The organism is Actinomadura mexicana (assembly GCF_900188105.1).
GTDB lineage: Bacteria > Actinomycetota > Actinomycetes > Streptosporangiales > Streptosporangiaceae > Spirillospora > Spirillospora mexicana.
Genome location: NZ_FZNP01000015.1, coordinates 20967 through 45681 on the forward strand (window position 1 = coordinate 20967; position 24715 = coordinate 45681).

The window sequence follows — 24715 nt, forward strand, 5'->3', positions numbered from 1 at the left end:
CTTCGGGATCATCCCCGCACGAGCGGGGCCGATGGGTGCCCGTCCCCGAGGATCGGAGACCGGCAACCCGAACCCGTCCCCGCCTGGGCGGGGACGGCCCGTCCAGGATACGGCCTGGCCGGAGCGGCCCGGACGCGCCACGGGGACGGGGTGGGATCGTGGAGACCCGTCAGATCTTGGAGACCTGGTTGAAGGAGAGCTCGACCGGCGTCTCGCGACCGAAGATGGAGACCAGCACCTTGAGCTTCTGCTGCTCGGCGTTGATCTCGTTGACGGTGGCGGGAAGGGTGGCGAACGGGCCGTCCATGACGGTGACCGACTCGCCGACCTCGTAGTCGACGGTGGCGGGGGCCTTGGCCTGCTCCTTGGCGGTCCTGGCGACGCCCTCCTCCGGCTCGGGCGCCAGCAGGTTGGCGACCTCGTCCAGGCTGAGCGGGGACGGCTTGTTCAGCAGGCCGACGAACCCGGTGACGCCGGGGGTGTTGCGGACCGCGGCCCACGACTCGTCGGTGAGCTCCATGCGGACGAGGATGTAGCCCGGCAGGACCTTCTCGTTGACCTTCTGGCGCTTGCCGCCCTTGATCTCGGTCACCTCGTGCTGCGGGACCTCGATCTGGAAGATGTAGTCCTCCATGTTGAGGGTCTGCGTGCGGGTCTCGATGTTGGTCTTGACCCGGTTCTCGTAGCCCGCGTAGGAGTGCACGACGTACCAGTCGCCCGGCTGGAGGCGGAGCTGCATCTTGAAGTCGGCGTACGGGTCGGCCGGCGGCTCGGCGGCGGCCTCCGCCTCTTCGCCGTCCTCGCCCTCGACGGCCTCCTCCTCGGAGGCGGTCTCGTCCTCGGCGGACGGGGCCGGCTCTGCGCCCTCGACGGACTCGGCGAGCTCGGCGGCGCCCTCGGCCGCGTCCGGCGCGGGGCCCTCGCCTTCGAGCTTCGTGTCCGCGGGCTCGGCGTCGCCGGCGGAGACGACCGCCTCGGCCGTCTCGTCGGCGGGCTCGGCCGCCTGGTCGGCCGCAGCAGCCGCAGCGGACTGGGCCTCTTCCACGGCCTCGTCGTAGGGCTGTGAGGGCTCGGACACGGTCAACTCTTCTCTCGGTCTGCGGTGATGGACTTGCGAAGGTACGGCGGGGCTCGGCACCCGGCCCGGGCCGGCGGCGTCAGCCGAAGAGCTCGTAGATGCCCTTCTGCAACCCGTAGTCGACGCCGGAGACGATCGCGACCATGACCAGCACGAACACCAGCGAGACGGTCGTGTAGGTGATCAGCTCCCGCCGCGTCGGCCAGATGACCTTGCGCAGCTCGGCAATGATCTGGCGCACGAACAGCGCGGGCGAGGTCCGCTTGGAAGGGGACTTGTTCTTGCCCTTGCCCTCGTCCTTGGCCTCGGGCTCGTCGCGAGTCTCAGTCGCCATGTGCCGCCGTTCACCTCATAGGTCGTGATTCAACCACCCTGTGGTTGCCGCGCGGTCCCGTGCCGCGGAGTGCCACGGCGACGCCATGGCGCGGCCGGCACGGGTGCGCGCACCGCACCTCGCAGGGCAGGAGGGACTCGAACCCCCAACCGCCGGTTTTGGAGACCGGAGCTCTACCAGTTGAGCCACTGCCCTTCACTTCTCCGGTTAGGGAGAAACCCGACCACAGGATCGGGTGGGTGCCGGTCCCAGCTTACGGCCTGATCGGATGCCCGCGTGCGGACAGGCTCGTATAGCGGCGACACGTCACTTGGAGGAGGAGTCTACGTGCCGGAGGGGCCCGCGTCGAACCGAATGCCGCGGCGCTCCGGGAGGCCGCGGCGGCGACCCGTCCGACCGGCCCGGATATATGGCTGCGGGTCCCGGCGCGCGGTCTGTAACGATAGGGGCATGAGCATCGACCGTCCTCGCATCTCCAAGCGCATCGCCGCGATATCCGAGTCCGCCACGCTGGCCGTCGACGCCAAGGCCAAGGCGCTGAAGGCGGCGGGCCGCCCGGTCATCGGCTTCGGCGCGGGCGAGCCCGACTTCCCGACGCCCGACTACATCGTCGAGGCGGCGGTGACCGCGTGCCGGGTGCCGCGCTTCCACAAGTACACGCCCGCGGGCGGCCTGCCCGAGCTGCGCGCCGCGATCGCCGAGAAGACCGAGCGCGACTCCGGCTACCGCGTCGAGGCGTCCCAGGTGCTGGTGACCAACGGCGGCAAGCAGGCGGTCTACGAGGCGTTCGCGGCGCTGCTCGACCCGGGCGACGAGGTGATCGTCCCGACGCCGTACTGGACGACCTACCCCGAGTCGATCAAGCTGGCGGGCGGGGTGCCCGTGGACGTCGTCGCCGACGAGACCACCGGTTACAAGGTGAGCGTCGAGCAGCTGGAGGCGGCCCGCACCGACCGGACGAAGGTGCTGCTGTTCGTGTCGCCGTCCAACCCGACGGGTGCGGTCTACAGCCGCGACGAGATCGAGGCGATCGGGCGCTGGGCCGACGGGCACGGCCTGTGGGTCGTCACCGACGAGATCTACGAGCACCTCGTGTACGGGGCCGCGGAGTTCCACTCGATGCCCGTGGTGGTGCCGGAGCTGGCCGACCGGACGCTCGTTCTGAACGGGGTGGCCAAGACCTACGCGATGACCGGCTGGCGGGTCGGCTGGCTGGTCGGCCCTGCGGACGTGGTGAAGGCCGCGCAGAACCTGCAGTCGCACGCGACGTCCAACGTGGCGAACGTCTCCCAGGCCGCCGCGCTCGCCGCGGTGACCGGCGACCTGTCGGCGGTCGCGGAGATGCGCAGGGCGTTCGACCGGCGCCGGCAGACGATGGTGCGGATGCTGAACGAGATACCGGGCGTGGTGTGCCCCGAGCCGGAGGGCGCGTTCTACGCCTACCCATCGGTCAAGGCGCTGCTCGGCAAGCAGGTGCGCGGCAAGCGCCCGGAGACGTCGGTGGAGCTGGCGTCGCTGATCCTGGAGGAGGCCGAGGTCGCGCTGGTGCCGGGCGAGGCGTTCGGCACGCCGGGCTACTTCCGCCTCTCCTACGCGCTGGGCGACGACGACCTGGTCGAGGGCGTCTCGCGCGTCGCGAAGCTGCTGTCCGAGGCGAGCTGACCTCCACGGGCGCGCCGCGTCAGCGAAGCGGCGTACACGAAACCGGCCCCGGGTGCACAACCCCGGGGCCGGTTTCGTGTGGGACGGGTTCCGCCGGTTCCCGTCCCGGGAAGTCCGGCGGGACGTCCCGCGCACGGCCCCTCTCCGCCGTGGGACGCCCCACCGGAACGGGGTTCAGGGGCGCACGCCCTCGGCGATGCGCATGAGCCGGTCCTTGGCCGGGCCGGAGGCGGTCACGGTGACGCCGACGCCATGCCGCGCCAGCCAGGAGATCTGCCGCGCCGAGTCGGGGCGGTCGCCGGTCAGTGCGGGCATGCCGTGGACGGACGTGCGGCCGGGGATGCCGGGCACGCGCATCAGGTCCTGCGGGCCGCTCAGCCCGCCACCCTTCACGAGCGCGATCTCCACCCAGCCGCCGCTGCCGCGCCACGCGCAGGTCGTGGCCTTGCGGTCGGCGCCGCCGGAGACCGCGCACGGGCCGGTGGCGGCCAGGCCCTCCGGCAGATAAGTGATCCACTTCGGCAGCGCGCCGGCGACGCCGCCCGCGCCCGGCCTGGACGGGGCCCGCCCGTCGCCGGACGGGCCGGGCGCCTCCGGCTTCCGCGAGGCTCCCGCCTCGGTCCTCCCCTGGGGAGACGGGGACTCGGGGAGGCCCGAGGCGGGAGGTCGCTCCGGCAGCCGGAGAGCCGAGACGGTGCTGCTGGGACGGGTCGTTTCGGTGTCTCCGGCCGGTGTGGCCCGGAACGACTGATAGGTGGGTACGAGGGCCAGGGCCGCGACCGAGGCCGCCGCGACGCCGGCGGCCGCGTGGACGCGGGCCCTGCGGCGGCGGTGGCGGCGCTTGACGTCGGTGACGAGCGACTGTGACGCGGTCGCCCCGGCCACCTGCTCGGCCATGGCCTTCCGCAGTTCACTCTCCAGATCCATCGCTCATCTCCCCAATGGGGCCAGGTTCGTGTCGAGGCGTTCCCGGAGCCTGGCGAGCCCCCGGGAAGCCTGGCTCTTCACCGTTCCGACCGAACAGCCGAGAGCCTGTGCCGTCTCCGCCTCCGAAAGGTCCTCCCAGAAGCGCAGGACCAGCACCGCGCGCTGCCGCGGGCCGAGCTTGCGCAACTCGTCCATGAGGGTCCCTCTCAGCTCGACGGAATGGTTCGGTGAGTCGGCCGGCGTCTCCGGGAGCCTCGCCATGTGGATCTCCCGGAGCACCTTCCACCGCCGGGACCGGCTGATCACCAGGTTGACCAGGATCCGGCGGACGTACGGCTCGGGATCGCTGTCCGTCTCCAGCCGCCCCCAGTGGCGGTAGGCCTTCTCAAGCGCGGTCTGCAGGATGTCCTCGGCGTCCTGCCGGGCCCCGCACATCAGTGCGGCGGTGCGCAGCAGGGCATCGCCGCGTGCCGCCACGAACTCCACGAACGACTCGTCGTCTCGACGCCCCACAGTGCTCCGTCCCGGCTAGAGCGTTCCGGCAGTTTGTCCTGTCGGGGGCGGGCGGCCTCCGCGCCAGAGGCCGCCCGCCCACGTCTGTGTTGTGTTACTGATGTAGCCCTGGTCCGTTACGGGGTGTCAGCCCGCCTGGCGCAGGGCGGCGGCCATGTCCTTCGTCCCACCGGCCAGGACGGGGCTGCCGTTGACGAAGAGCGAGTAGCCGTTCGGGTCGAACAGCAGCACGCCGCCGCCGTTCGGGCTCTGCCACGCGGCCAGGCCGGCGACGGTCAGCGGGGTACCGCCCCGGGGCAGGCCGAGCGCCTGGCGCAGCTGCTCCTGCGTCATGCCGGCGCGCGTCTTCAGGGTCTCGACGGTGAGCCACTGGCCGGCCTTGCCGGTCCACTTCTGCGTGACGGCGCAGATCTGCGCCTTGCGCAGGTCGGCGGAGCCGGGGACGGCCGACACGTAGCGCAGGCCCTTGGCGGTCATGACGGTCTTCTCGACGGTGCCGCCGACCTTCACGGCGGGCTTCAGCGTGCTGCAGTCGAGCTTGGGCAGCGCGGGCAGGGCGGGCTTGGCGGGCGCGCCGGGCACGCGCGCGTCCGGCTTGGCCGCCGGGGCGCCGCCGGGCAGGTCGCCGGTGGACGGCACGCAGGTGGGCAGGTTCGCCGGGACGCCGGGCTTGGCGGGCACGCCGGGCTTGGCGGGCACGCCGGGCTTCGCGGGGACACCGGGCTTCGCGGGGAGGGTCTTGCCGTCCGGGGCCTTCACGCCGGGGAGCTCGGTGTTCGGGATGCCGACCTCCGGAAGGTCCTTGCCCGGGAGGTTCTTGGTGGCCGGGTTCTGCTCGAGGTGCTGCTCGACCTGCTTCTTCACCCCGTCGGCAGGGACCTTGGGCAGTCCGGGCTTGGCCGGGAGGTCGGCCGGGAGGCACGTCGGGGCGCTCTTGGGCGCGGCGTCCTGCACCTTGCGCTCCACGGCGGGGGCCTTGGCGCCGTTCGACTGGAGGCCGGCCTCGTGGTGGGAGCCGGTCATGGCCCACGTCGCGCCACCGCCCACCGCCACGGTCCCGACGGCGGACGCTGCGATCAAGGCGGCCTTCAGTGTGATCATCGTGATTCCCTTCTGACGCGGGGTGCTGCTCGGGGGTGCCTGTCTCTCTCTGGCGCCCCTCGTATACGCACGGTGCCGGTGCGGGGTTGCACGGGATTCCAAAGTTTTTTCAGGGATGCCCATGGGCGTGATGGCCGCCGCGTGTCATGCGAGGTAGTCCGGTGTGAGGATCCTGCGGGGGCGGACGTTCGAGGAGAACGAGGATCCGGCAACATTGGCTCATGGAGGCCCGTACCGTTTCAGCCCGTCCGGCCGAGCACCGTCCCATGCCGGACCCCCGGGAGCCCGCGCCCGCGCGCGGCCCCGCCCGTCCGGACGTGGCCCTGCTGCCCAAGGCGCACCTGCACCTTCACTTCACCGGGTCGATGCGGCATTCCACCCTCGTGGAGCTCGCCGGCCTGCACGGCGTCCACCTGCCGGACGCCCTCGTCGAGGACTGGCCGCCCCGGCTGCGCGCGACCGACGAGCGCGGCTGGTTCCGGTTCCAGCGCCTGTACGACATCGCCCGCTCGGTCCTGCAGACGCCGGACGACCTGCGCCGGCTGCTGCGCGAGACGGCCGAGGACGAGGCCGCGGAGGGATCGGGCTGGCTGGAGATCCAGGTCGACCCGAGCGGCTACGCGGCGCGCTTCGGCGGGCTGACCCCGACCGTGGAGCTGGTGCTGGACGCCGCGCGCGACGCGTCGGAGGCGGCCGGCGTCGGCGTCGGCGTGGTGATCGCGGCGAACCGGACCCGGCACCCGCTGGACGCCAAGACCCTCGCGCGCCTCGCCGTGCGCTACACCGGCGAGGGCGTCGTCGGGTTCGGCCTGTCCAACGACGAGCGGCGGGGCCGCGCCTACGACTTCGAGGGCGCGTTCCGGATCGCCAAGCGCGGCGGGCTGCTGTCGAACCCGCACGGCGGCGAGCTGCTCGGCCCGGCGAGCGTCCGCGAGTGCCTGGAGACGCTGGAGGCCGACCGGATCGGGCACGGTGTCCGTGCCGTCGAGGACCCGCGGCTGCTGGAGCGGATCGTGGACCGCGGGGTGACGCTGGAGGTCTGCCCGGCGTCGAACGTGGGTCTCGGCGTGGCCGCGACGGCGTCGGACGTCCCGCTGCGGCGGCTGTTCGAGGCGGGCGCGTCGATCGCGCTCGGGGCCGACGACCCGCTGCTGTTCGGCTCGCGGCTGGCGCGCCAGTACGAGCTGGCCCGCACCGACCACGCGTTCACCGACGCCGAGCTGGCGGAGCTGGCCCGGCAGTCGATCCGGGCCTCGGCGGCCCCGGAGGACGTGCGGCGCCGACTGCTGGCGGGTGTCGACGCCTGGCTCGGCGACCAGCCGCGGTAGCGGTCGTGCGGTCGGCGCGGTAGCGGTCGTGCTGCGGCAGCGGTCACGTGGCCGGGCGCCACAGGCCCCGGCGTTGGAGGTGGGACACCAGCAACTCCCCGGCCCGGACGATGTGGGCGCGCATCTCCTCGCCGGCCGCGCGGGCGTCCCCGTCCCGGAGCGCCGCCAGGATCCGCCCGTGGTCGCGGACGGCGACGTCCGGCCAGTCGGCGAGCCGCCCGTACAGGCCGCGCGGCACGTACCGGGCGGCCGTGCCGAGCGACCAGGCCAGCTTCGGCGAGTCGGCGGCCAGGTTGATCTCGCGGTGGAAGAGGTGGTTGCGCTCCTCCATGAGGTCGGGGCGGTGCGCCGCCTTGTCGCGTGCCAGGGCGTGCTGGAGGCCGTCCAGCCGCCCGAGGGCCGCGGGGCCGATCCGGGGCGCGGCGCGCACGGTCAGCTCGGCGGCGATGCCCGCCTGCACCCAGAACAGGTCCTGGACGTCCCGCTCCGACAGCGGCGCGACGACGAACCCGCGCCGCGGCTCCAGGACGACGAAGCCCTCGCTGCGCAGCGACTTCAGCGCCTCCCTGACGGGCGTGACGCTGATGCCGAACTCCAGGGCCAGCCGTTCCAGCCGCAGGTGGGCGCCGGGCCGGATGCGCCCGTCCATGATCAGTTCGCGGATGCGGGCGGCGGCCTCGTCGCTCAGCTGGAGCCGGGCGCCGAGCGCCTGCCGCGGCGGGGGAAGGGAGGCGGGTAGGGCCACGGTGGTAACTCCCGTCCGGCCCCTGCCGCGGTGGAGCCTCGCGGTTGCTCAAGGGCCCTGGAGGGAGTGTTCCCGCCGGGTCACGCGGTGATGCCCTCGATCAGCAGCAGGACGCCGAATATGGCGAACCCGGCGGCGGCGCCGTACCTGACGACCCGCTCGGGCAGCCTGCGGCCGAGCATCTGCCCGGCGACGATGGCGAGCGCGTCGGCGGCGACCATCCCGACCGTCGAGCCGAGCCACACGCCGGTCAGCCCGGCGAGGCCGCCGTGGTCGGCGGCGAGGGTGACGGTGGCGAGCATCGTCTTGTCGCCGAGCTCGGCGAGGAAGAACGCCCCGCCGACGGCGAGGATCGCCGATCCGGTGGCGCGCCGCGCCTTGTCGCGCTCGTCGTCGTCCAGCTCGTCGCCGCGCAGCGTCCACAGCGCGAAGCCGAGGAACGCGATCCCGGCGATGACCGAGATCGGGCCGGTGGGGAGGGCGGCGCCGAGGGCCGCGCCGAGGGCGACACTGGCCAGGTGGACGATCGCGGTCGCGGCCGTGATGCCGATCAGCACCGGGAGCGCCCGGAAGCGGGTGGCGAACGTCATGGCCATGAGCTGGCTCTTGTCGCCCAGCTCGGCCACGAAGATCACGGCCAGGCTGATGAGGAAGGCGGTCACCCGATCCCTTTCGCTCGTGCTGCCGGGCGAAGGGCGGGGGCTCGCGCGCGCGACCTCGGCCCGGCATGACTGCCAGGCCGAAGGTCTCGTCCGCCGCGATGCGAATCGGGCCCGCGCGACCGGGCGCCGTCGGCGGCGCCAGCATGTCGACCACGCGATTGGGACTACTCCCCCTCGACGCCGCCCACCCTACCAAGGCGGCTCGGGCGGGCCCGTGGTCAGAGGGTCACGCCGACCATGACGGGCTCGTTGACCAGCTCTACGCCGAACGCGTCCCGGACGCCGCCGCGGACCTCGCGGGCCAGCGCGAGCAGGTCGGCGGTGGTGGCGCCGCCCGGGTTGGTGAGGGCGAGGGTGTGCTTGGTCGAGATGCGGGCCGGTCCGCGCGCGTGGCCCTTGGCGAACCCGGCGCGGTCGATGAGCCAGGCGGCGGACGTCTTCACCCGGTCACCGGCCTCCGGATAGCGCGGGAACGTCGCGTCCGGGCCGAGGCGCTCGGCGACGCGGCGTTCGAGCTCGGCGAGCCCGTCCGGGGCGAGGATCGGGTTGGTGAAGAAGGATCCGGCACTGCGGGTGTCGGGGTCGGCCGCGTCCAGGACCATGCCCTTGCCGCGCCGCAGTTCGAGGACGGCGTCGCGGGCCTCCTTCAGCGTGACCCGGTCCCCCGGCCTGACGCCCAGCCTCCGGGCGAGCTCGGCGTAGGCGACGGGCTGCGACTCCTCGGCCTCGTCCAGGGCATAGGTCACGTCCAGGACGACATACCGGTCGTCGCCCTTGAAGGCACTGTGCCGGTAGGTGAACCGGCAGGCGTCGCGGTCGAGGGTGACGCAGGCGCGGGCCTCCCGGTCGTAGGCGCGGACCTCCACGATCGTCTCGCTGACGTCCTGCCCGTAGGCGCCGACGTTCTGGATCGGCGTGGCGCCGACGCGGCCGGGGATGCCGGACAGGCACTCGACGCCGGCGAGCCCGTCGGCGACGCAGCGGGCGACGAACGGGTCCCAGTCCTCGCCGGCCTGGACGCGCAGGAGCACCCTGCCGCCCTCGGCGGCGACGCGTTCGGTGCCGCGGGTCCCGACGTGCACGACGGTGCCGGGGAACCCGTCGTCGGACACCACGAGGTTGCTGCCGCCGCCGAGCACGAGGACCGGTTCGCCCTCGTCGTCGGCCTTGCGGACGGCGGCGACCAGCTCCGCCTCGGTCGTCGCCTCGACGAAGCGCCGCGCGGGACCGCCCAGCCGCAGCGTGGTGTATCCGGCCAGGTTCACGTCTTCGGCGAACACCGCCACGTCGTCTCCCCCTCCCGTGCCGTGCCCCGCGCCGCCGGGCCGGCCCGCCCTCGTCCCCTTGACGTGCGCACCGGCCGGGGCGGCCCCGGCCGGTGTGCCGCCGTGCTCAGGCGAGCCTGACGACCGCCTTGGCGCGCGTGAGGACCTTCTGGTCGTTGGACCTGGCGGTGAGCGCCACGACGACCTTGTTGTCGTCGAGCTTCTTCTCCACCTTGCCGCTGATCTCCAGCGTCGCGCCGCCCTCGTCCGGGACCACGACCGGAGAGGAGAACCGTACCCCGTAGTCCACGACGGCGCCCGGGTCGCCCGCCCAGTCGGTGACGAACCGGCCGCCCTGCGCCATCGTGTACATGCCGTGCGCGATCACGTCCGGGAGGCCGACGGCCTTGGCGACGCCCTCACGCCAGTGGATCGGGTTGAAGTCGCCGGACGCACCCGCGTACATGACGAGGTCGGCGCGATCGACGGCGTAGGTCTGCGCGGGGATCTCGGTGCCGACCTCGACGTCGGCGTAGTTCACCTTGGCGGTCATCAGGCACCCCGCTCCACGATCGTGTTGTAGGACTTGCAGACCGGCTCGCCCTCGACGGTCGCGATCTCGGTCTCCACGACCATCTTCTCGTTGTTGCCGATCGACCTGATCTCGGTGATCGTCGAAGTGCAGGTGATGACGTCCCCGGCGCGCAGGGGGCGGGTGTACTCGAAGCGCTGCTCGCCGTGCACGACCATCGCGTAGTTGAGGCCGAGGTCGGGGTCGGCGAGTCCGGGGTTGCCGAGGGAGACCACGATCGGGAAGGTGGGGGGCGCGATGACGTCGGGGTATCCGGCCGCCTTGGCCGCCTCGCGGTCGCGGTAGACGGGGTTGCGGTCGCCGATCGCGTCCGCGAACTCGCGGATCTTCACCCGGCTGACCTCGTAGGGCTCGCTGGGCGGGAAGCTCCGCCCGATGAAATCACGGTTGAGTGCCATGCAGTCCGTTCCCTCCAGATGGACCGGGGCCCCGCGGACTCGCCGGCCGCACCGCTACGCCGGCCGGGGGGCCCGGGCGCCCTCTGAGCGCGCTGGTTCCGTCTCTTCGGACGGACGGTAACAGAACGACATTCACCCCGTCCGCGCGGGTCTCACTGCCAGAACGGGACGGTCGCGCAGATGTGAGCGGCCTGCGGAGTGAGCGGGTCGGCAGCAGAAGGGCCGTACCCAAAAGCGAGACTCCCGGCCGGACAGCGAACCGCTGTCCGGCCGGGAGCTCTTGACGTTCAGGAATCCGGCCCCAAAGGGCCGGATCCCCACTTCACGCCGCCCCTAGGAGACGGCGCGCTTGGGCATGAGCTCCACGACCTCCTCCGCCGTGTCGACGACGTGGAACAGGTCGAGGTCCTCCGGGGAGATCTTGCCGGTGCCGAGCATCGTCCGCTGGATCCAGGAGACCATCGGCCCCCAGAACTCCGTGCCGACCAGCACGATCGGCCTCGGGGCGATCTTCTTGGTCTGGACGAGGACCAGCACCTCGAACAGCTCGTCGAGGCTGCCGTTACCGCCCGGCAGCACCACGGTCGCGTCCGAGTACTTCACGAACATCACCTTGCGGGTGAAGAAGTACCGGCACTCGATCCCGATGTGGAGGTACGGGTTGAGCCGCTGCTCGCGGGGGAGCTCGATGCCCACCCCGATCGACAGCCCGCCGTTGCCGTACGCCCCCTTGTTGGCGGCCTCCATCGCACCGGGACCGCCACCCGTGATCACCGCGAAACCCTCCGCGGCCAGCGCGGCGCCGACGCTGACGCCCAGCTCGTACTCCTCCGTGCCGGGTGCGGTGCGGGCACTGCCCATCACCGCGACCGCCTTGCCGATGCCGTCGAGGGCCCGGAAGCCCGTCTCGAACTCGGCCTGCGACCGCAGGCCCAGGGACGAGCTGGACTCGACCACCGCCGGCTCGGTCGCGGCGGCCACGGTCGCCTGAGCGACGCGCCCCTCAGCCGACCTGGAGTGAAAAATCGGTTCTGTCATTTCGTGTTCTCCGTTGAAGCTCCTTACGCCGTCCGAGACGTCGTAAGGGCACCCGGATCTCGGGCACGGTCTTGATCGTCCGATGGTCCGGGCCGACCGCAACCGTCCGAGACGGACGAGTTCCCCGCTGGTGATGGCCCGTGTGCGCACCGCGGTGACCAGTGGGCGCACCGCCCTGAAACCGTCGCCCGTCGAGGCGTCTTCGGCCATTGCCGAAGGCCGCCGGTTCTGGACTGTCCCCACTGCGGCAAAAGGCCGCGAGAGATCCGACAAACAAGAAGAAAAAGGAGTGAAGCAGCGATGAACGCTGCCCAAAATAAGCACCCTGAAGGGTGCGACGGTCATTCCGTCGGCGTCATCATCATCGATCCGGAGCTGGGCGTCCTGATCGGCGACATCTCCGACGGCCGGGGCGCGTCCGGCGTTGGCGGACACGTCAAGGACCACTTCAAGGACTTCCCCGAAGCGGCCTACGGTGAGGTCTGGGAAGAGACGGGTCTGACCGTCACGTCGCTGGACCCGCTGTTCCCGGAGCCGAAGTGGCGTACCAACCCCTGCAAGCGGGGGGACGGCCCGTTCGGACTCGGCCACAAGTGGCAGCTGTACCGCGCCACCGTGGCCGACGTGGAGGAACTCCACTGCGACGCGAAGTCGTTCCGCAACCTGCGATGGGTCTCCGAGGCACAGTTGCAGGAACTGGCTGAGCGCACCCTGTGCTACGTCAGGGGCGAGATCACCCGCGAGGAGTGGGAGGAGTACCCCGGCCTCACGCTGTCGTGGGTCCTGTGGTTCGTCCTGGCCGGCATGATCGAGATGGCCGAGTCGGAACTGCAGGAGATCGAGGACGCGATGCTCAAGGACAAGAGCAACCGTCCGTGACACCCGCCCGGGGACCGGTCGGCAGCCGAGCTGCCGACCGGTCTCCGGGACCTTCGCTTCAGACGGACGGCACCAGAACGACGTTCAGCCCGTCCTCGCGGGTCTTACTGCGAGAACGGGCTGATGTGCGTGTCAGGGGCAAGCGTGCGAAGAAGCCTGCGGGGCGGACTCGCGCCGTGGACGGGTTTCCCGGTGCGGACGATGCGTCCGCGGCCAGCGGGTCGTCCCGATGCGGACGGTGGGTCCTTGCCCTGCTGTCAGAGCAGCACTTCTCCGTCCGGACCTCGGTTAGCGGGTCTCCCGGTGCGGACGGTGCGTCCGGCAGTTCGGGCAGTACTTCTTGATCTCCAGGCGGTCCGGGTCGTTGCGCCGGTTCTTCCGCGTGATGTAGTTGCGGTGCTTGCACTCCTGGCAGGCCAGCGTGATCTTCGGCCGAACGTCGGTGGCAGCCACGATGGAGTGCCTTTCTGAGCTAGGGACATGGACTTTCGGACCTCGGCCGTCCCCGGGGGACGGCCGGCGATTCGACCCAGCCTGCTCACCCCCGTCGAGGAGTGAGAGACCTGGGTAGTAGCGAGGGCCGGACTTGAACCGGCGACACAGCGATTATGAGCCGCTTGCTCTGCCTGACTGAGCTACCCCGCCGCGATGGTCGGTGTGGACCGGATTGCCAGGATACCGGATGCTCACCGAGCCCTGAGAACACGAGAACCCGGATGAGGATCGGGGAACCGGTTCCGCGGGCTCCGCGGGACCGTCTCACAGGTTACCGGGTGCGCCGATGAGCTGCGAAACGTCCTGCTGGAACCGGTGGGACGGTACCACAGGCCCAGGTATGGAGCGAATCAGGGCGCTCGCCGCCGCCGGGACGGCGGCGGCCGTGTCCCGGTACGACGAAGGCCGCCGTCCGGAGTGCGGATGGCGGCCGGTGTGCCGTGAGCCCCTTTACGGAATCGAACCGTAGACCTTCTCCTTACCATGGAGACGCTCTGCCGACTGAGCTAAAGGGGCCTGGTCGTTCGCGCAGTGAAACCATACACGGCCCGGGCGCGCGGTGCGAACCGGATTCCCGCGCCGCTGTCCGCGCTGGTCAGCGCAGCAGGTTGCGGGCGATGACGAGCTGCTGGATCTGGCTCGTCCCCTCGTAGATGCGGAAGAGCCGGACGTCTCGGTAGAAGCGCTCGACGGCGACGCCGCGCATGTAGCCCATGCCCCCGTAGACCTGGACGGCGCGGTCGGCGACCCGTCCGACCATCTCCGAGCAGTAGTACTTGGCACAGGACGGGCCGAGTTTGGTGTCCTCGCCGGCGTCGTAGGCGCGGGCCGCCTCCACGACCATCGAGCGTCCGGCGTACAGCTCGGTCTGGGAGTCGGCGATGAGCCCTTGGACGAGCTGGTACTCGCCGATCGTCTTGCCGCTCTGGCTGCGTTCCTTCGCGTACGCGACGGTCTCGTCCAGGATCCTTTGGGCGAGACCCACGCAGACGGCGGCGATGCTGACCCGTCCATGGGCGAGTGACGCCATCGCGGTGCGGAAACCCGTCCCCTCCGTCCCGACCATGGCGTCGGCGGGGACCCGCACGCCGTCGAGGAAGACCTCGGCCGTGTGGGCGCCGCGCTGGCCCATCTTCTCGTCGGACGGGCCGACCCGCAGGCCGCCCGCGCCCTTCTCGACGAGGAAGGTGGAGATGCCGCGGGAGCCGGGGCCGCCCGTCCTGGCGAAGACCATGAAGACGTCGGCCTCGGGCGCGTTGGTGATGAACCGCTTGGCGCCGTCGATGACGTAGTCGTCGCCGTCGCGGGCCGCGGTCGTGGTCAGCGCGCTCGGGTCGGATCCCGCCTCGGACTCGGTCAGCGCGAACGCCCCGACGACCTCGCCGGACGCGAGCCTCGGCAGCCAGGCGTCCTTCTGCGCCGCCGTCCCGGAGTTCACCAGGACCTGCCCGGCGATGCCGTTGCTGGTGCCGAACATGGAGCGGAACGCGGGGCTGGCGTAGCCGAGCTCGAAGACGAGCCGCACCTCCTCGCTCAGCGAGAGGCCGAGCCCGCCGTACTCCTCGGGCAGCGCGTACCCGAACAGGCCCATGTCGCGGGACGTCCGCCGCAGCTGCTCCGGGATCGCGTCGGTCTCCTCGATCTCCTCCTCGCGCGGGACGACCTGGTCACGGACGAAGCTGCGGACGGCCCTGAGCACGTCGGCGAAATCCTGTGGCTCCATGGACGCCATTCTAGAATCAGATTCCAGGATGGTGGGCGGGTTCCGGCCCGGCGCGCCCGATGTGCCAGGGTGATCATTTATGTCGTTCCAGCATCTCGTCGATCAGATCGTCCGGGCCGCGGTGGTCGAGGACCGCACTTTCGGCGACCTCCTCCCGCAGCTCATGCAGGCGTCCCAGACGGCCTCCCCCGCCGAGATGACCGCCGCGCTGCCCCGCCTGGCCGAGGGCCTCGCCGAGGCGCCCCCGAACCTCGGCGGCTGGCTCGCCATCGTCTCCGGCGCCTGGATCGAGAACGGCGCCGACCCCTCCGCCGTCGGCGAGCCCCTCGTCCACCGCATCTCCGAGGTCACCGCCGCGGCGCTGGCGTTCGCGAACGCGTGGGACCAGGCCGCCGGCGGCAAGCCGCCGCCGGACATGCAGGAGGAGCAGCCGTCCCAGCAGGTCTTCGACACCGTCGCGCCGCACCTCGGGGACGGGGCCGTGACCGCGATGATGTCGTGGTTCGCGCTGCCGCAGTTCACGATGGCGGGCTGCACCCTCCTGCAGATGGGGCCCTCGGTGCGGGCGGGCCTCGCCGACCGCGACTTCCTCGCCTTCGCCGCCGGGCAGGCCGCCCGGTACCTCGGGCAGATGGAGCACTACCAGGCGCTGCTGCGCGTCCTGGACGGCGAGCGCCTCCTCGTCCTCGACCGCGCGAGCCGCAGGGGCTGGACGGTCACCGTCGGCGGGATCGGCGACAACTTCCAGCTGCACGTCCTGCTCGGGGGCGCGCTCATCGGACGTCCCGGCGGGCTGACCGGCGACCGTCCCGCCCCCGAGATCATCGCCTGCTTCCTGAACGCCGACGCCCCGCCCGGGCCGCCGGTCGTCTCCAGCCCGTGGAACCTCGTCGACGCGCACGGCGAGTGGATCTGGAACGAGGGCGTCCCGGCCGACATCCCGGTCGTGAACGGCACCCGCGTGGTCGTGGTCGACCCGCCGTCCTACGAGCGCACCTTCCCCGCCGGACGGCGCTTCCCCCTCATGCCCGCCACCCTCCGCGTGGACGGCATGCACCTGCCGGAGGACCTGGGCGCCTGGTGGCCGCACATCGCGGCACCGACGCGCTGACGGCACGGCGGCACCGACGCGCTGACGACATCGCGGCACCGACACGCTGACGACACGGCGGCACCGACGCGCTGACGACACGGCGGCGGCGCGGTTGCGGTCAGGTGTCGAAGCGCACGAAGACGGCGGTGGCGTCGTCGTACCGCTTCCCGCGGGCCGCGGGCGCCGCCGCCTCCGCGACCCTGGTCCGCCTGACCAGTTCCCGCGGCCCCTCCTCGTCCAGGAGGCGCAGCAGCTCACCCCACTCCATCCGGCCGAACCTCTCCACGAGCCTGGACGCGCCGTCGCTCAGCACCGCCGCCCGCCGCAGCCCCTCGACCGGCACCTCACCGGTCAGTCCCTCGTACGCGGCCTCCGGCCTGGTGCTCGCCACCCAGAACCCGCCGGGGCTGTTGCGCGACCGCCGCACGCCCTCCAGGGTGTAGTTCGGCAGATGGTCGACCCGGTCGTCCCGGAAGACCCTGATCTCGCCGACGTCCACCACGATGGGCGAGTCGGCGAGGACGTACCACTCCACGGCCCCGCCGCGGCGGCGCAGCAGCGACACGGTCGCGGACGGGCTGTCCGGATTGTCCAGGTCGCACGTCTCGGTGTGCGCCTCCCCGGTCACCTTGATCGCCTCGGCGACCAGGTCGGGCAGCGGCTTGCCGTCCTCCAGCGCCAGCAGCGCCGCGATCCGCCCGCCGAGCCTGCGCACCAGCCACGCCGGGTCGTGCCGGCACCCGCTGTCCACCCCCTGCGGCGCCGTCGCGCCGTCCAGCAGCACCACCCACCCGGGCCCGGCCGCCACGAAGTCCTCGTTCTCCCGTCCCGGCGTCGCCACGCTCACATAACTCACCTGCACAGGTGCAGGTCTACCCGCTGGCCCGCCCGTTTCGGGCCGCTAGACCAATTCCCTCACCCCGCGTCCCGATGTGGTCGCCCGGCCTGTTCGCACCGGAACGACGAGCCGAGGCGCTCCTGTAGGTTCCGTCGGGTGGGCGGTATCGCAGGCACGGTCGCGACGGCGTGCGGCATGTTCGCGGCGACGAACGTCGACGACCTCATCGTCCTGACCGTCCTCTTCCTGTCCGGAAGGGCGACCGGATCCCCGAGGCCCTGGCAGATCTGGGCGGGCCAGTACGCGGGCATCACCGCCCTGGTCCTCGTCTCGGTGGTCGCCGCGCTGGGCCTGACGGTCGTCCCGGACGGATGGATCGGCCTGCTCGGCCTCGTCCCGCTGGGCCTGGGGGTCCGCGGCCTCGTCGCAGCCGTCCGGTCCCGTGACCACGACGGCCCTCCCGCGGTGGCCTCGGGCCTGCTCCCTATCGCCGGCGTGACGATCGCCAACGGCGCCGACAACATCTCGGCCTACACCCCGGTCTTCCGCACCATCGGCCCGGGACCCACCCTCGTCACCGTCGCGGTCTTCGCCGCCGGCGTGGCGCTGTGGTGCCTGGCCGCGTCCGGGCTGGGCTCGCACAAGAAGGTCATCGACCTTCTGGACCAGCACGGCCGGTGGCTCGTCCCGATCGCCTTCATCACCATCGGGACGCTGATCGTCCTGGAGTCGGCCAACGACCTCCGCCACGCCCTCGCCCTGTAACCCGGTCCCGCTACGATCGCGCACCGCTCTACAGACGCGCATGTCTCTGGTGGTGGGCTCCTTCGGCTACACAGTCGGCCTCATGATGGGCGAGCTCCCGCAGCTAACCCCTTGCCTCCGCGGGCGACACGACATCGGGCTTGAGTACTTGCAGAACCTGCTGGTGGAAGCGCTCCATGGCCGTATCGACGATGCGGACGAAGCCGGCTTGCTCGGTGCCCCGCCTGGTGCCCATGCCGGTCGACAGGGCGAGGCGGAAGAGGCGGTCTGCGCCCCGTCCGCGGGAACAAGGCCGGGCTCGGCTTGAAGGTTCCTGAGCAGGTCGCAGGGCCCGCTCGAATGGCGCGGAACAAGAGCCTCGATTCGCAGTTCTGGCGGAGCATCGGCCGGCCCCGTCTCTCCGCTGAGCCGCAGGCACGGCTGCCGGACATGCCTTTCCCGGTTCTCCGGTGGGGCCTGCCTTCACTATCGCGCGCATTTTCCGGTGGGAAATCTTCGCGCGGTGCCTAACCGAGATCCAGCTTTGCGCGGCCGTGCTCACACGGCGAGTCCTCGACCATCTGAGTCTTCGGTGCAAGATCACCGCTGCGCGCGGCGCACCGACGCTTCTGCCTGGAGCCTTCATCCTTGGGCTTTCCGCACCGGCGGGCTTCGTAGTCGTCCGGAAACCCGAGTAGAGCCGATCGGAGATGACAGGCGTGTGATCCCAGCAGGACCCTGAAAATGAAGGGGGCCGGGCCCTCTCTCGTCGAGAGAGGGCCCGGCCGGCGCGACGCGATCAGTTGCTCGGTCGCTCTTGGGTGGTCTGGCCGGAATCAGGGGTCTCCTCCGGGGAGGTGGAACCCCGACGTTCCTCGCACTTCGAGGTCGCCGCCAGGACGACCCCCGTGATCGCAGCCGCCGCCAACTGGCGCCGGGTGAGCTTGTTGTCTTGGCCCATTGCTCTGCTCCGTTCCTCTGGTTTTTTCATTCGCTACGGGACTGAGGCCCGCAGATGGGACCGTCCGTGGGCGATGCCCGGTAGCAAGTGCGCGGTAGCCCCCGACCGCTCATGCGCCCGAACCGGAGCCTCACTCAACACCCCGGACGGCCTCGCCTCAGCACCATCCAGGTTCATCGCGCTCCCACTTCTCGCCTGTGAAGCAGGGCACCCGTCGGATCGGCAGCCGGCGACCCACGCCCACGCCGCAGGGCCCGTGCGAGCACCGTTGCTTATTGATCGGTGCCCGAAAGGGCTCTAGTGGACGAAAACCCTTAGACAAGCGTGACCGTGACGGCCACTGGCCGAACCATATGAGGGCTACAGCGAGAAGGGCCACCGCCATGTCCGGCGAGGCATGCGGTACGCTGCCGGTGCGAGAGCCGGGCTAACTCTTGCTTCGCACCCAAGGAATCGCACGTGAGAAGACGTGGGTGTATGCGGGTGTGAACGAGGGCCGGCAACTCTCGTTATACATCCAAGAGAATCGGTGTCTCGGGCAAGACACCCCATCGTGAGGTCGAAGGTCCGCCCGACCTGAAACCCCATGCACAACGATGGGAGTGGCATCCCCTCGATGAGTTCAGCGGCCAGACTGCTGAACTTACCTGCGGAGAGAGGTGCTCCTCTCTGCCGCTATTGCGGGCGTTGGGGGGTCCCTCCCCATCGCTTCCCAACCGACGGCGGGCAGGTTCATCCTCCCCGCCGTCTTCTTCATGCCCCTGACGCCCGTCGCCGAACGAGTTTGACGCGCCGGCATCGATTCGCCGCGGCCGCCGCGCGACTCTGGGGTGGGCGATCAACTGGGCGCGCCGCGCGGTGACCGGTGCCCACACCGCGGATCTTCCAGATCGACGCGGCCGTGGACGCCACGGCCTCAAGAGAGGGCCTCTGCGGCCATGAACGTCAGCATCATGTCCCCGCGATACCAGCCGCCGAAGCCGGCCGCGGGCCTGACTGCTGGAGGCGATCGCCGCCCCCGTTCAGGGCCTGGGCTCAGGCGACGCGGGAGAACGTCACATAGTCAGCGACGGGCTGGAAGCCGAGACGTCGGTAACCGGCGGGGTTCGCCGGGGTCGTGACATGCACGACCTCGGTCACACCGGCGGCCAGCAGTGAGCGGGTGACGGCGGCCACCACCGCGGTCGCGTAGCCGTGTCCCCGGTACTCGCTCGCGGTGTAGATCGGGTCGATGCGCACCGCCGAGCCGAACCGGGGCCCGTGACCGGCCACCGCCACCACGCGGCCACCGGTCTCCCAGACGTTCAGGTCGCCGGAGGCGATTCGGCCGGCCACGGCGCCGAGCGTGCCGTGGCCCCGGGTGACGGCCTCGTACCAGCGGTCCAGTAGGTCATGGTCGGTCGGCGCCGCAGGCCGCGCGAATCCCTCCGGCGTCGGAAACGGCCTGAGTGTCTCCAACCGATGCAGCCGCAATCGAGGACCGACCGGATGCCCGGGACATGCCGACGCGAACGCCTCGACCAGGTCACTGCGCCCTTCCCACGCATGAGGCTCGCCGTCCAACTGCCCGGGCAACGCAGCAGCAGCCTCCACCGGCATGTCACCAAGGAGCAGCGGACCGAAAAGCGGGCGGACGAACGCGCCGCCGACTGCTCCCTCACAGCCCGTCCACCAGCCGAACGACGGCGGTGTCCGCCCACTGCCCGAGCGCCGGACGGCGGCCAGCGCGATCAGCAGGGGGAGGTTGGTCGCCGCCCGCGCGAGCAGGAATTTCTCGCCCACGACGAACTCGGCCGGGTCATCCGTCAGAGACCAGCCAAAGGTCAGCGTCACCGTCGCCCCCTGCAGGACACGGGGGAAGGGACGACCATCGAGTCCAGCCGCCGACTTCGCATGTTCAGAAGGTCGCTTGGATTGGGGCCAGTCGACGACCACAGCGGCAGCACCGGTCCCGTCGGATAGTCCGTCATCTGCTCATGATCTCGCGCGGAATGGGGCACGCCGTCAGACTCCCGTAGAAGCCCTTTGAAGATCAGCAACAACCGGACACGACAAGAACCGGTCCCCCGACCAAGTTGCGCCTGGCCAGGGGCTGTTTCCACCGGTGTGGCGGGTGCACCGCTCTGACCTCTGCCCACGTCGACCGGCTGCCGTCGCCATCCAGGCTCGCCATCAACATGCCGCTGCGCCCCAGCAGGGGACGGTCTTTCGTGTTCCCCCGTCGACGCGACGGGGAAGTCACCAAAGGAGAAGCCATGCACAACTGTGCTCGCACGGCACTCACCGGAGCTGCCTCCGGTGCCGCCGGGGCTCTTTCCGGAGCCCTCGCCCTCATCGTTGCCCTCGGTGTCTGGGCCGGCGACCCGCGCGCCGTGGTCACCGTCCCCGGCACGGGGTGGGTCGTCATCACCGGCGCCATCTTCGGTTTCGTCGGCGGGTTCATCGGGGGCCTGGTCGGAAGCCGCATGGGGCCTGGTAACGCGGCCCTTGTCCTGGGCCTGTTCGGGGGCTACGGTCTGCTGATCGCCTACATGGAGACCGTCGGCGACGGTGTTCTCCACTTCTACCTCGTCGATCTCGGCGTTGTCCTGTTCAGCATCGGCATCAACGCTTGGATCGCCAGCATCATCGCCACTGCAAGGCGGCGGTGACTACTTGAGAGAGCCCGGCAAGCCGGGCACCACTTGGGGGGCCCGGCGCGCCGGGCCCCTCACCACGCAGGCCTCTGCTGCGGTACTCCGCTGCTGTACAGCTCTCATGAGTCATCCGACACGCCTTGGCTGTCACCGGCCAGCGCCTGAAGGTCTCGCGTCGACTCGGCCCCCAGGGGCAGACCATCCACGCCCAGATGCCTTCGCACTCTGGGCGAGACCGTCATCGGTGCCGCCCAGCCTTGATGTACTTGAGCAATCTGACTCGAAACAGGGGTGACCGGATAGGTAGGGATTCCCCGCGCCCAGTTGATGAGCAGCCCTTCCGTCCCGTCGATGTCGGTCATGACGAGCGACACCGACAGCCCCTGCTCGCTCCAGGTGTTCCAGACCGCCCACCCCTCGGGGCGCGGGTCCACGTGGAGTCGCTGACATGCCGTCTCGTAGTCGTCGTCCATTCCAAACGGCATGGCCGCCGGCCTCACCAGGACGACTCCGGCCAAGCGCATCCGCGGCCGGTCGTCCTCCTCATCCAGGCATCCGTCACCTTGGTAGTGGTAGTGCCGGAGCGTCTTGGCCAACTCGTTCAAGGCCCTGCGCAGTGGGTTCGTCTCCTCGACTTCCTCATAATAGGCAAGCCATCCTTCGCCGGCAGCCTCGTCGACCACGGCGCGACTACGAGCTTCGACCTCTCGCAGGTACTCAATTTCGCTCATCTCAGGACCAGACACGGCGTCAGTCTGACAGGGCGATCCCAATCGGGGCGCCTGTTTTTCCCGGTGCCATAAAGTTGGTTACAAGCGGGATCCGTGACGACCGCCGCCGGTGTTCGGTCCGTCGGGCGTCGTCCCGCCACTTGCATGGCGACAAAGGCTACGGCTACACCGACCTGCGGTTCTGGCTACGCGATCGCGGCACCACCCCGCGCATCGCCCGACGCGGCATCGAGTCCTCCGACCGGCTCGGTCGGCACCGCTGGGTGGTGGAACGAACGGGGTCCTGGCCGAGCGGCTGCCGCCGACTACACCGCTACTACGAACGCATCGGCGGTGCGCCCGGTCAGCTCCTCCAGTGCTCCGCGGTAGGGCGGGTACGGCCATAGGACCTCTCCGCGCTCCCAACGTCGGATCCGCTCCTCGTCGCCGATCAGTGCCTTCTCACGTGCCGTGGAAGTCCGGCAAAGCACGTCAGCCATATCCCTCCGCGGGGGGTGGTCCGCCTCGCGCCATGCGCTGAGCTGCACGTTGGGGATGGAGTCGGACATTCAACCTTGCCTCGTCGGGAAAAGGGACCTATTGGGGTCGGATTAACGGTCCTCGCGGAAGGTGATGGCTGGTTGTCTTTCTGTTAGTCAACACCGTACGTCCGGATCACTGTGATCAGTGACTTCCGGGAGGCACGCTTGGCGGTCCCCCGTCCCGCTAACAGCCCACCAGTGTATTTGGCCCCGCGAAGACGAATGTCAGCATGGCCAGAGTTGACACCTTCCTACCCCTGCCCTGAGCGCGCCCGATGGGAGACACTTCCTTGTGCACGGAAAGCGAATCCCCCGACGTGGGGAGGACGATTGGAGAACCGATGCCGCATATCGCCTTGGGGAACGACGCGTCCGGAATCATCTCGCTGTTCGCCTACCGGCCCGAGACCGCCCGCCCGTTGAGCGAGCTGGCCGAGGTGCTGCTGCGCGGCCCGAGCACGCTGGGCCGCGGAGAACGGGAACTGATCGCCTCCTACGTCTCGGCCCTCAACGACTGCGAGTTCTGCACCACCTCGCACGCGGCGTTCGCCGCAGCCCAGCTCCCCGAGGGCATCGCGCTGGTCGACCAGGTACGGGCCGACCTAGAGAGCGCGCCCATCCCGGCGAAACTGAAGGCCCTGCTGCGGGTGGCCGGCGCCGTCCAGCGGAGCGGGCGCGACGTGCGGCCCGAGGACGTGGCCGCCGCCCGCGCCGAGGGCGCGACCGACGTCGAGGTGCACGACACGGTGCTGATCGCCGCCGCATTCTGCATGTTCAACCGGTACGTGGACGGCCTCGGCACGACCCTGCCCGATGACACCGCGGAATACGCGGCGTCCGCCGACGCGATCGTCAGCGGCGGATACCTGGCCATACTCGGCCACCCGGAGGCGTAAGTCGGCAAGTGCGCCGGTGAGCACTCCGGGAGTAGCCGCCCGCGCCGTCCACTCGCTTCGATTTACACGAGACTGCCGGATTCAACGGCGTAACTCGGCTAGGTCGGGGAGGCTTTTCCGGGAGCACGTCGCCGAGTTCAGGACTGCTGACGATGGGCGGATCCTCCAAACAGAGCGAGGCGGCAACGTCGGCTCCACCGCCTACGGCGATGTCCGGGCGGTGGCTCGGGCTCTGGCCCTGACCCCTGAACAGGCCGCCCCCTCCCCTGGCGCGGCGGCCGTACGACCTGCGGCACGCGGTGGGGCATCGCACTGGCTCAACTCAGGTGTTCCAGCCACCGAGGCCGCCGAACCGGGGGAAGATCAAGGTGTCCGTGGAACCGGGGAAAGCTCCACCTCTCTGTTGCTACCTCCTGCGGTCGCCTCTTGCCGCGCTGGTTTGGCACGACCTGGACAGGCAGCAAGTGCTGGCCCGCGTAAGGGGCGGATGCTAACCGCTCGATCATGTTCCTCGCCCTCAAGGGATGGATGAGACGAGGCTGCGGGCGCCGTGGCCGGGTCTGCCGGGGGCGTGTGATGGGATCGGGCGAATGGATCACCAGTCGGAAGCCGCCCACATTCGTTCGGTCTGCGTCGAGTTCCTCGGGGAGCACTTGGGACCTCAGTTGGCCGCGCTGGCCAGACCGGGATTCGGTCTCAGCCCGGCCGGCGAATCCCGTCCGGCGGCGGGACGCAGCCGCCTAGGCGGCGCGGCCCTCATGGACCCGGAAACGCCGTGGCCATACGCCGATGAACTGCCACTCAGCCTGTACGCCGTGCTCGACACCGACGAACTCGCCCCGTGGCTCGGGGACGAGCTGCCCGTTCGGCCTGGACTGCTCAACTTCTTCCTCGATGATTTCGAAGACTGTCGGGTCATCCCTGCGGACCCGGCTAGTGCCGTTGAGCTCAGGTCGCCCGACGATCACGTCTTCGCAGCCGTCCCGCTGCACGCCAAACCTGGCCTGTCGCTCCCCGACATGTGGTGGGGCGGAACGTTGGACGATCTCATCGAGGGCTTCGGGCTCGACCCGGGCCCCGACCTCACAAGCATCTGTGACCCAGCGGAGTCGGTGACCAGCCTGTTCGCCGGAGATGACTCCCCGGGCGGGTATTACCCGGGGGCGATCGATGTCGACCAAGCCTTCGGCTGGCCGCTGTGGACAGCGCCGGGCGACCCGCTCCCGGATCTGCGGGGGGAGTACACCCACCTTCTCCACCTCTCCAGCAACCTCGGCGAGTGGGAATTCCCTAAGGGAGGTTCGCTGAACTTCCTCATCCCGAGGCAGGCGCTTCGCGACGGCGACTACTCACAGACATTCGTCGCGTTGGACGCTGGTTAGAGGAAACCCGTTCGGTGGGGCGAGGGATGGGCCAAATCTCACAAGAACATAATCCGCCTCACCACGGTGGAGCCACTCCTCAATGGAAGCTGGGCCACGACACATCCGTAGGACCAGCCGCACGTTGTCAACGTCGGGCGAATCCACGCGTCGTCGACAGACGTGAGGGCCGC

General features: G+C 70.5%; 25 protein-coding genes, 3 tRNA genes and 1 pseudogene. 9 read left to right on the forward strand and 20 right to left on the reverse strand.

The genetic code is table 11. From position 1 onward, the window contains the following. Positions 1-169 precede the first annotated feature (169 nt). From nusG to CHC11_RS31035, 3 genes are all read right to left on the reverse strand, one after another. On the reverse strand, positions 170-1078 hold the full coding sequence (gene nusG, locus CHC11_RS31025; RefSeq protein ID WP_089315559.1) for a transcription termination/antitermination protein NusG: 909 nt from the start codon (positions 1076-1078) through the stop codon (positions 170-172). 79 nt (positions 1079-1157) lie between these two features. Next, positions 1158-1412 (reverse strand): preprotein translocase subunit SecE, encoded by a 255-nt coding sequence (gene secE / locus CHC11_RS31030; protein ID WP_089315420.1) that lies wholly within the window; start codon positions 1410-1412, stop codon positions 1158-1160. Positions 1413-1534: 122 nt separating this feature from the next. After that, positions 1535-1607: transfer RNA gene (locus tag CHC11_RS31035), tRNA-Trp, on the reverse strand. A gap of 255 nt (positions 1608-1862) precedes the next feature. Between CHC11_RS31035 and CHC11_RS31040 the strand changes: the two genes are divergently transcribed. Further along, complete coding sequence (locus CHC11_RS31040; RefSeq protein WP_089315421.1) at positions 1863-3074, forward strand: pyridoxal phosphate-dependent aminotransferase; 1212 nt, start codon at positions 1863-1865, stop codon at positions 3072-3074. A gap of 174 nt (positions 3075-3248) precedes the next feature. Here the strand turns inward: CHC11_RS31040 and CHC11_RS31045 are convergent, their stop codons facing one another. The 3 genes from CHC11_RS31045 to CHC11_RS31055 form a co-directional block, all read right to left on the reverse strand. Beyond that, on the reverse strand, positions 3249-4001 hold the full coding sequence (locus tag CHC11_RS31045) for a hypothetical protein (RefSeq protein WP_089315422.1): 753 nt from the start codon (positions 3999-4001) through the stop codon (positions 3249-3251). A gap of 3 nt (positions 4002-4004) precedes the next feature. Further along, complete coding sequence (locus CHC11_RS31050) at positions 4005-4514, reverse strand: SigE family RNA polymerase sigma factor (RefSeq protein ID WP_089315423.1); 510 nt, start codon at positions 4512-4514, stop codon at positions 4005-4007. 126 nt (positions 4515-4640) lie between these two features. After that, entirely contained in the window at positions 4641-5615 is a 975-nt protein-coding gene (locus tag CHC11_RS31055; RefSeq protein WP_089315424.1) for a hypothetical protein, read from the reverse strand. A gap of 266 nt (positions 5616-5881) precedes the next feature. Between CHC11_RS31055 and CHC11_RS31060 the strand changes: the two genes are divergently transcribed. Further along, the gene (locus CHC11_RS31060) at positions 5882-6943 is read left to right on the forward strand and encodes an adenosine deaminase (RefSeq protein ID WP_089315425.1); all 1062 of its coding nucleotides are present in this window, start codon (positions 5882-5884) and stop codon (positions 6941-6943) included. Positions 6944-6986: 43 nt separating this feature from the next. Here CHC11_RS31060 and CHC11_RS31065 read toward each other — a convergent pair whose 3' ends face one another. The 6 genes from CHC11_RS31065 to CHC11_RS31090 all read right to left on the reverse strand — a co-directional run bounded on the left by CHC11_RS31065 (position 6987) and on the right by CHC11_RS31090 (position 11643). Continuing rightward, positions 6987-7688, reverse strand: a complete 702-nt coding sequence (locus CHC11_RS31065; RefSeq protein ID WP_218826323.1) for a GntR family transcriptional regulator — start codon at positions 7686-7688, stop codon at positions 6987-6989. Positions 7689-7768: 80 nt separating this feature from the next. Next, positions 7769-8350 carry a TMEM165/GDT1 family protein gene (locus CHC11_RS31070; RefSeq protein ID WP_089315426.1) on the reverse strand — a complete coding sequence of 194 codons (582 nt, stop codon included), beginning with the start codon at positions 8348-8350 and terminating at the stop codon, positions 7769-7771. Positions 8351-8568: 218 nt separating this feature from the next. Continuing rightward, positions 8569-9636, reverse strand: a complete 1068-nt coding sequence (locus CHC11_RS31075; protein WP_089315427.1) for a UDP-N-acetylmuramate dehydrogenase — start codon at positions 9634-9636, stop codon at positions 8569-8571. 106 nt (positions 9637-9742) lie between these two features. Then, positions 9743-10168 (reverse strand): MaoC family dehydratase, encoded by a 426-nt coding sequence (locus tag CHC11_RS31080; RefSeq protein ID WP_089315428.1) that lies wholly within the window; start codon positions 10166-10168, stop codon positions 9743-9745. Next, a complete protein-coding gene (locus tag CHC11_RS31085) occupies positions 10168-10605 on the reverse strand; it encodes a MaoC family dehydratase N-terminal domain-containing protein (protein ID WP_089315429.1) in 438 nt (145 codons plus the stop codon). Before CHC11_RS31085 ends, CHC11_RS31080 begins: the two co-directional genes overlap by 1 nt. A 333-nt stretch (positions 10606-10938) precedes the next feature. Beyond that, positions 10939-11643 (reverse strand): LOG family protein, encoded by a 705-nt coding sequence (locus CHC11_RS31090; RefSeq protein WP_089315430.1) that lies wholly within the window; start codon positions 11641-11643, stop codon positions 10939-10941. 300 nt (positions 11644-11943) lie between these two features. On the opposite strand from CHC11_RS31090, the gene CHC11_RS31095 reads away from it, so the two are divergent. After that, on the forward strand, positions 11944-12522 hold the full coding sequence (locus CHC11_RS31095; RefSeq protein WP_089315431.1) for an NUDIX hydrolase: 579 nt from the start codon (positions 11944-11946) through the stop codon (positions 12520-12522). A gap of 288 nt (positions 12523-12810) precedes the next feature. Here the strand turns inward: CHC11_RS31095 and rpmG are convergent, their stop codons facing one another. The 4 genes from rpmG to CHC11_RS31115 all read right to left on the reverse strand — a co-directional run bounded on the left by rpmG (position 12811) and on the right by CHC11_RS31115 (position 14740). Continuing rightward, a complete protein-coding gene (gene rpmG / locus CHC11_RS31100; protein ID WP_026404241.1) occupies positions 12811-12975 on the reverse strand; it encodes a 50S ribosomal protein L33 in 165 nt (54 codons plus the stop codon). A gap of 118 nt (positions 12976-13093) precedes the next feature. Then, positions 13094-13167, reverse strand: a tRNA-Met gene (locus CHC11_RS31105). A gap of 293 nt (positions 13168-13460) precedes the next feature. Further along, positions 13461-13533, reverse strand: a tRNA-Thr gene (locus CHC11_RS31110). A 79-nt stretch (positions 13534-13612) separates the two neighbouring features. Then, positions 13613-14740 (reverse strand): acyl-CoA dehydrogenase family protein, encoded by a 1128-nt coding sequence (locus CHC11_RS31115; RefSeq protein WP_089315561.1) that lies wholly within the window; start codon positions 14738-14740, stop codon positions 13613-13615. 79 nt (positions 14741-14819) lie between these two features. On the opposite strand from CHC11_RS31115, the gene CHC11_RS31120 reads away from it, so the two are divergent. After that, on the forward strand, positions 14820-15851 hold the full coding sequence (locus CHC11_RS31120) for a hypothetical protein (protein WP_089315432.1): 1032 nt from the start codon (positions 14820-14822) through the stop codon (positions 15849-15851). Between the two features lie 100 nt (positions 15852-15951). Here the strand turns inward: CHC11_RS31120 and CHC11_RS31125 are convergent, their stop codons facing one another. Beyond that, positions 15952-16680: a PP2C family serine/threonine-protein phosphatase gene (locus CHC11_RS31125; RefSeq protein WP_245919985.1), complete on the reverse strand. Its 729-nt coding sequence runs from the start codon at positions 16678-16680 to the stop codon at positions 15952-15954. A gap of 147 nt (positions 16681-16827) precedes the next feature. On the opposite strand from CHC11_RS31125, the gene CHC11_RS31130 reads away from it, so the two are divergent. Next, on the forward strand, positions 16828-17436 hold the full coding sequence (locus tag CHC11_RS31130; protein ID WP_245919987.1) for a cadmium resistance transporter: 609 nt from the start codon (positions 16828-16830) through the stop codon (positions 17434-17436). Positions 17437-19411: 1975 nt separating this feature from the next. Here CHC11_RS31130 and CHC11_RS31140 read toward each other — a convergent pair. Further along, the gene (locus CHC11_RS31140; protein ID WP_089315435.1) at positions 19412-20209 is read right to left on the reverse strand and encodes a GNAT family N-acetyltransferase; all 798 of its coding nucleotides are present in this window, start codon (positions 20207-20209) and stop codon (positions 19412-19414) included. 422 nt (positions 20210-20631) lie between these two features. Between CHC11_RS31140 and CHC11_RS31145 the strand changes: the two genes are divergently transcribed. Continuing rightward, a complete protein-coding gene (locus tag CHC11_RS31145; protein WP_089315436.1) occupies positions 20632-21027 on the forward strand; it encodes a hypothetical protein in 396 nt (131 codons plus the stop codon). 104 nt (positions 21028-21131) lie between these two features. Here the strand turns inward: CHC11_RS31145 and CHC11_RS31150 are convergent, their stop codons facing one another. Continuing rightward, positions 21132-21743 carry a hypothetical protein gene (locus tag CHC11_RS31150; protein WP_089315437.1) on the reverse strand — a complete coding sequence of 204 codons (612 nt, stop codon included), beginning with the start codon at positions 21741-21743 and terminating at the stop codon, positions 21132-21134. Positions 21744-21883: 140 nt separating this feature from the next. Between CHC11_RS31150 and CHC11_RS31155 the strand changes: the two are divergent. Continuing rightward, a pseudogene (locus CHC11_RS31155) lies at positions 21884-22069 on the forward strand (IS5/IS1182 family transposase); the annotation flags it as partial. On the opposite strand, the gene CHC11_RS41705 reads toward CHC11_RS31155, so the two are convergent. Further along, positions 22049-22222, reverse strand: coding sequence for a hypothetical protein (locus tag CHC11_RS41705; protein WP_179279092.1), 174 nt, complete (start codon positions 22220-22222; stop codon positions 22049-22051). The pseudogene CHC11_RS31155 and the gene CHC11_RS41705 sit on opposite strands and share 21 nt — an antisense overlap. A 383-nt stretch (positions 22223-22605) precedes the next feature. On the opposite strand from CHC11_RS41705, the gene CHC11_RS31160 reads away from it, so the two are divergent. Together CHC11_RS31160 and CHC11_RS31165 are read left to right on the forward strand one after the other, a co-directional pair. Continuing rightward, complete coding sequence (locus CHC11_RS31160; RefSeq protein WP_089315438.1) at positions 22606-23160, forward strand: carboxymuconolactone decarboxylase family protein; 555 nt, start codon at positions 22606-22608, stop codon at positions 23158-23160. A 590-nt stretch (positions 23161-23750) separates the two neighbouring features. Next, positions 23751-24542, forward strand: a complete 792-nt coding sequence (locus tag CHC11_RS31165; RefSeq protein ID WP_089315439.1) for a DUF1963 domain-containing protein — start codon at positions 23751-23753, stop codon at positions 24540-24542. The last annotated feature ends 173 nt before the right edge of the window (positions 24543-24715 follow it).

Coding starts and splice junctions, on each gene's coding strand:
- secE (WP_089315420.1), bottom strand. CDS start 1,412: ATGGCGACTGAGACTCGCGACGAGCCCGAGGCCAAGGACGAGGGCAAG.
- CHC11_RS31040 (WP_089315421.1), top strand. CDS start 1,863: ATGAGCATCGACCGTCCTCGCATCTCCAAGCGCATCGCCGCGATATCC.
- CHC11_RS31045 (WP_089315422.1), bottom strand. CDS start 4,001: ATGGATCTGGAGAGTGAACTGCGGAAGGCCATGGCCGAGCAGGTGGCC.
- CHC11_RS31055 (WP_089315424.1), bottom strand. CDS start 5,615: ATGATCACACTGAAGGCCGCCTTGATCGCAGCGTCCGCCGTCGGGACC.
- CHC11_RS31060 (WP_089315425.1), top strand. CDS start 5,882: ATGCCGGACCCCCGGGAGCCCGCGCCCGCGCGCGGCCCCGCCCGTCCG.
- CHC11_RS31080 (WP_089315428.1), bottom strand. CDS start 10,168: ATGACCGCCAAGGTGAACTACGCCGACGTCGAGGTCGGCACCGAGATC.
- CHC11_RS31085 (WP_089315429.1), bottom strand. CDS start 10,605: ATGGCACTCAACCGTGATTTCATCGGGCGGAGCTTCCCGCCCAGCGAG.
- CHC11_RS31090 (WP_089315430.1), bottom strand. CDS start 11,643: ATGACAGAACCGATTTTTCACTCCAGGTCGGCTGAGGGGCGCGTCGCT.
- CHC11_RS31095 (WP_089315431.1), top strand. CDS start 11,944: ATGAACGCTGCCCAAAATAAGCACCCTGAAGGGTGCGACGGTCATTCC.
- CHC11_RS31115 (WP_089315561.1), bottom strand. CDS start 14,740: ATGGAGCCACAGGATTTCGCCGACGTGCTCAGGGCCGTCCGCAGCTTC.
- CHC11_RS31120 (WP_089315432.1), top strand. CDS start 14,820: ATGTCGTTCCAGCATCTCGTCGATCAGATCGTCCGGGCCGCGGTGGTC.
- CHC11_RS31145 (WP_089315436.1), top strand. CDS start 20,632: ATGCACAACTGTGCTCGCACGGCACTCACCGGAGCTGCCTCCGGTGCC.
- CHC11_RS31150 (WP_089315437.1), bottom strand. CDS start 21,743: ATGAGCGAAATTGAGTACCTGCGAGAGGTCGAAGCTCGTAGTCGCGCC.
- CHC11_RS41705 (WP_179279092.1), bottom strand. CDS start 22,222: ATGGCTGACGTGCTTTGCCGGACTTCCACGGCACGTGAGAAGGCACTG.
- CHC11_RS31160 (WP_089315438.1), top strand. CDS start 22,606: ATGCCGCATATCGCCTTGGGGAACGACGCGTCCGGAATCATCTCGCTG.
- CHC11_RS31165 (WP_089315439.1), top strand. CDS start 23,751: ATGGATCACCAGTCGGAAGCCGCCCACATTCGTTCGGTCTGCGTCGAG.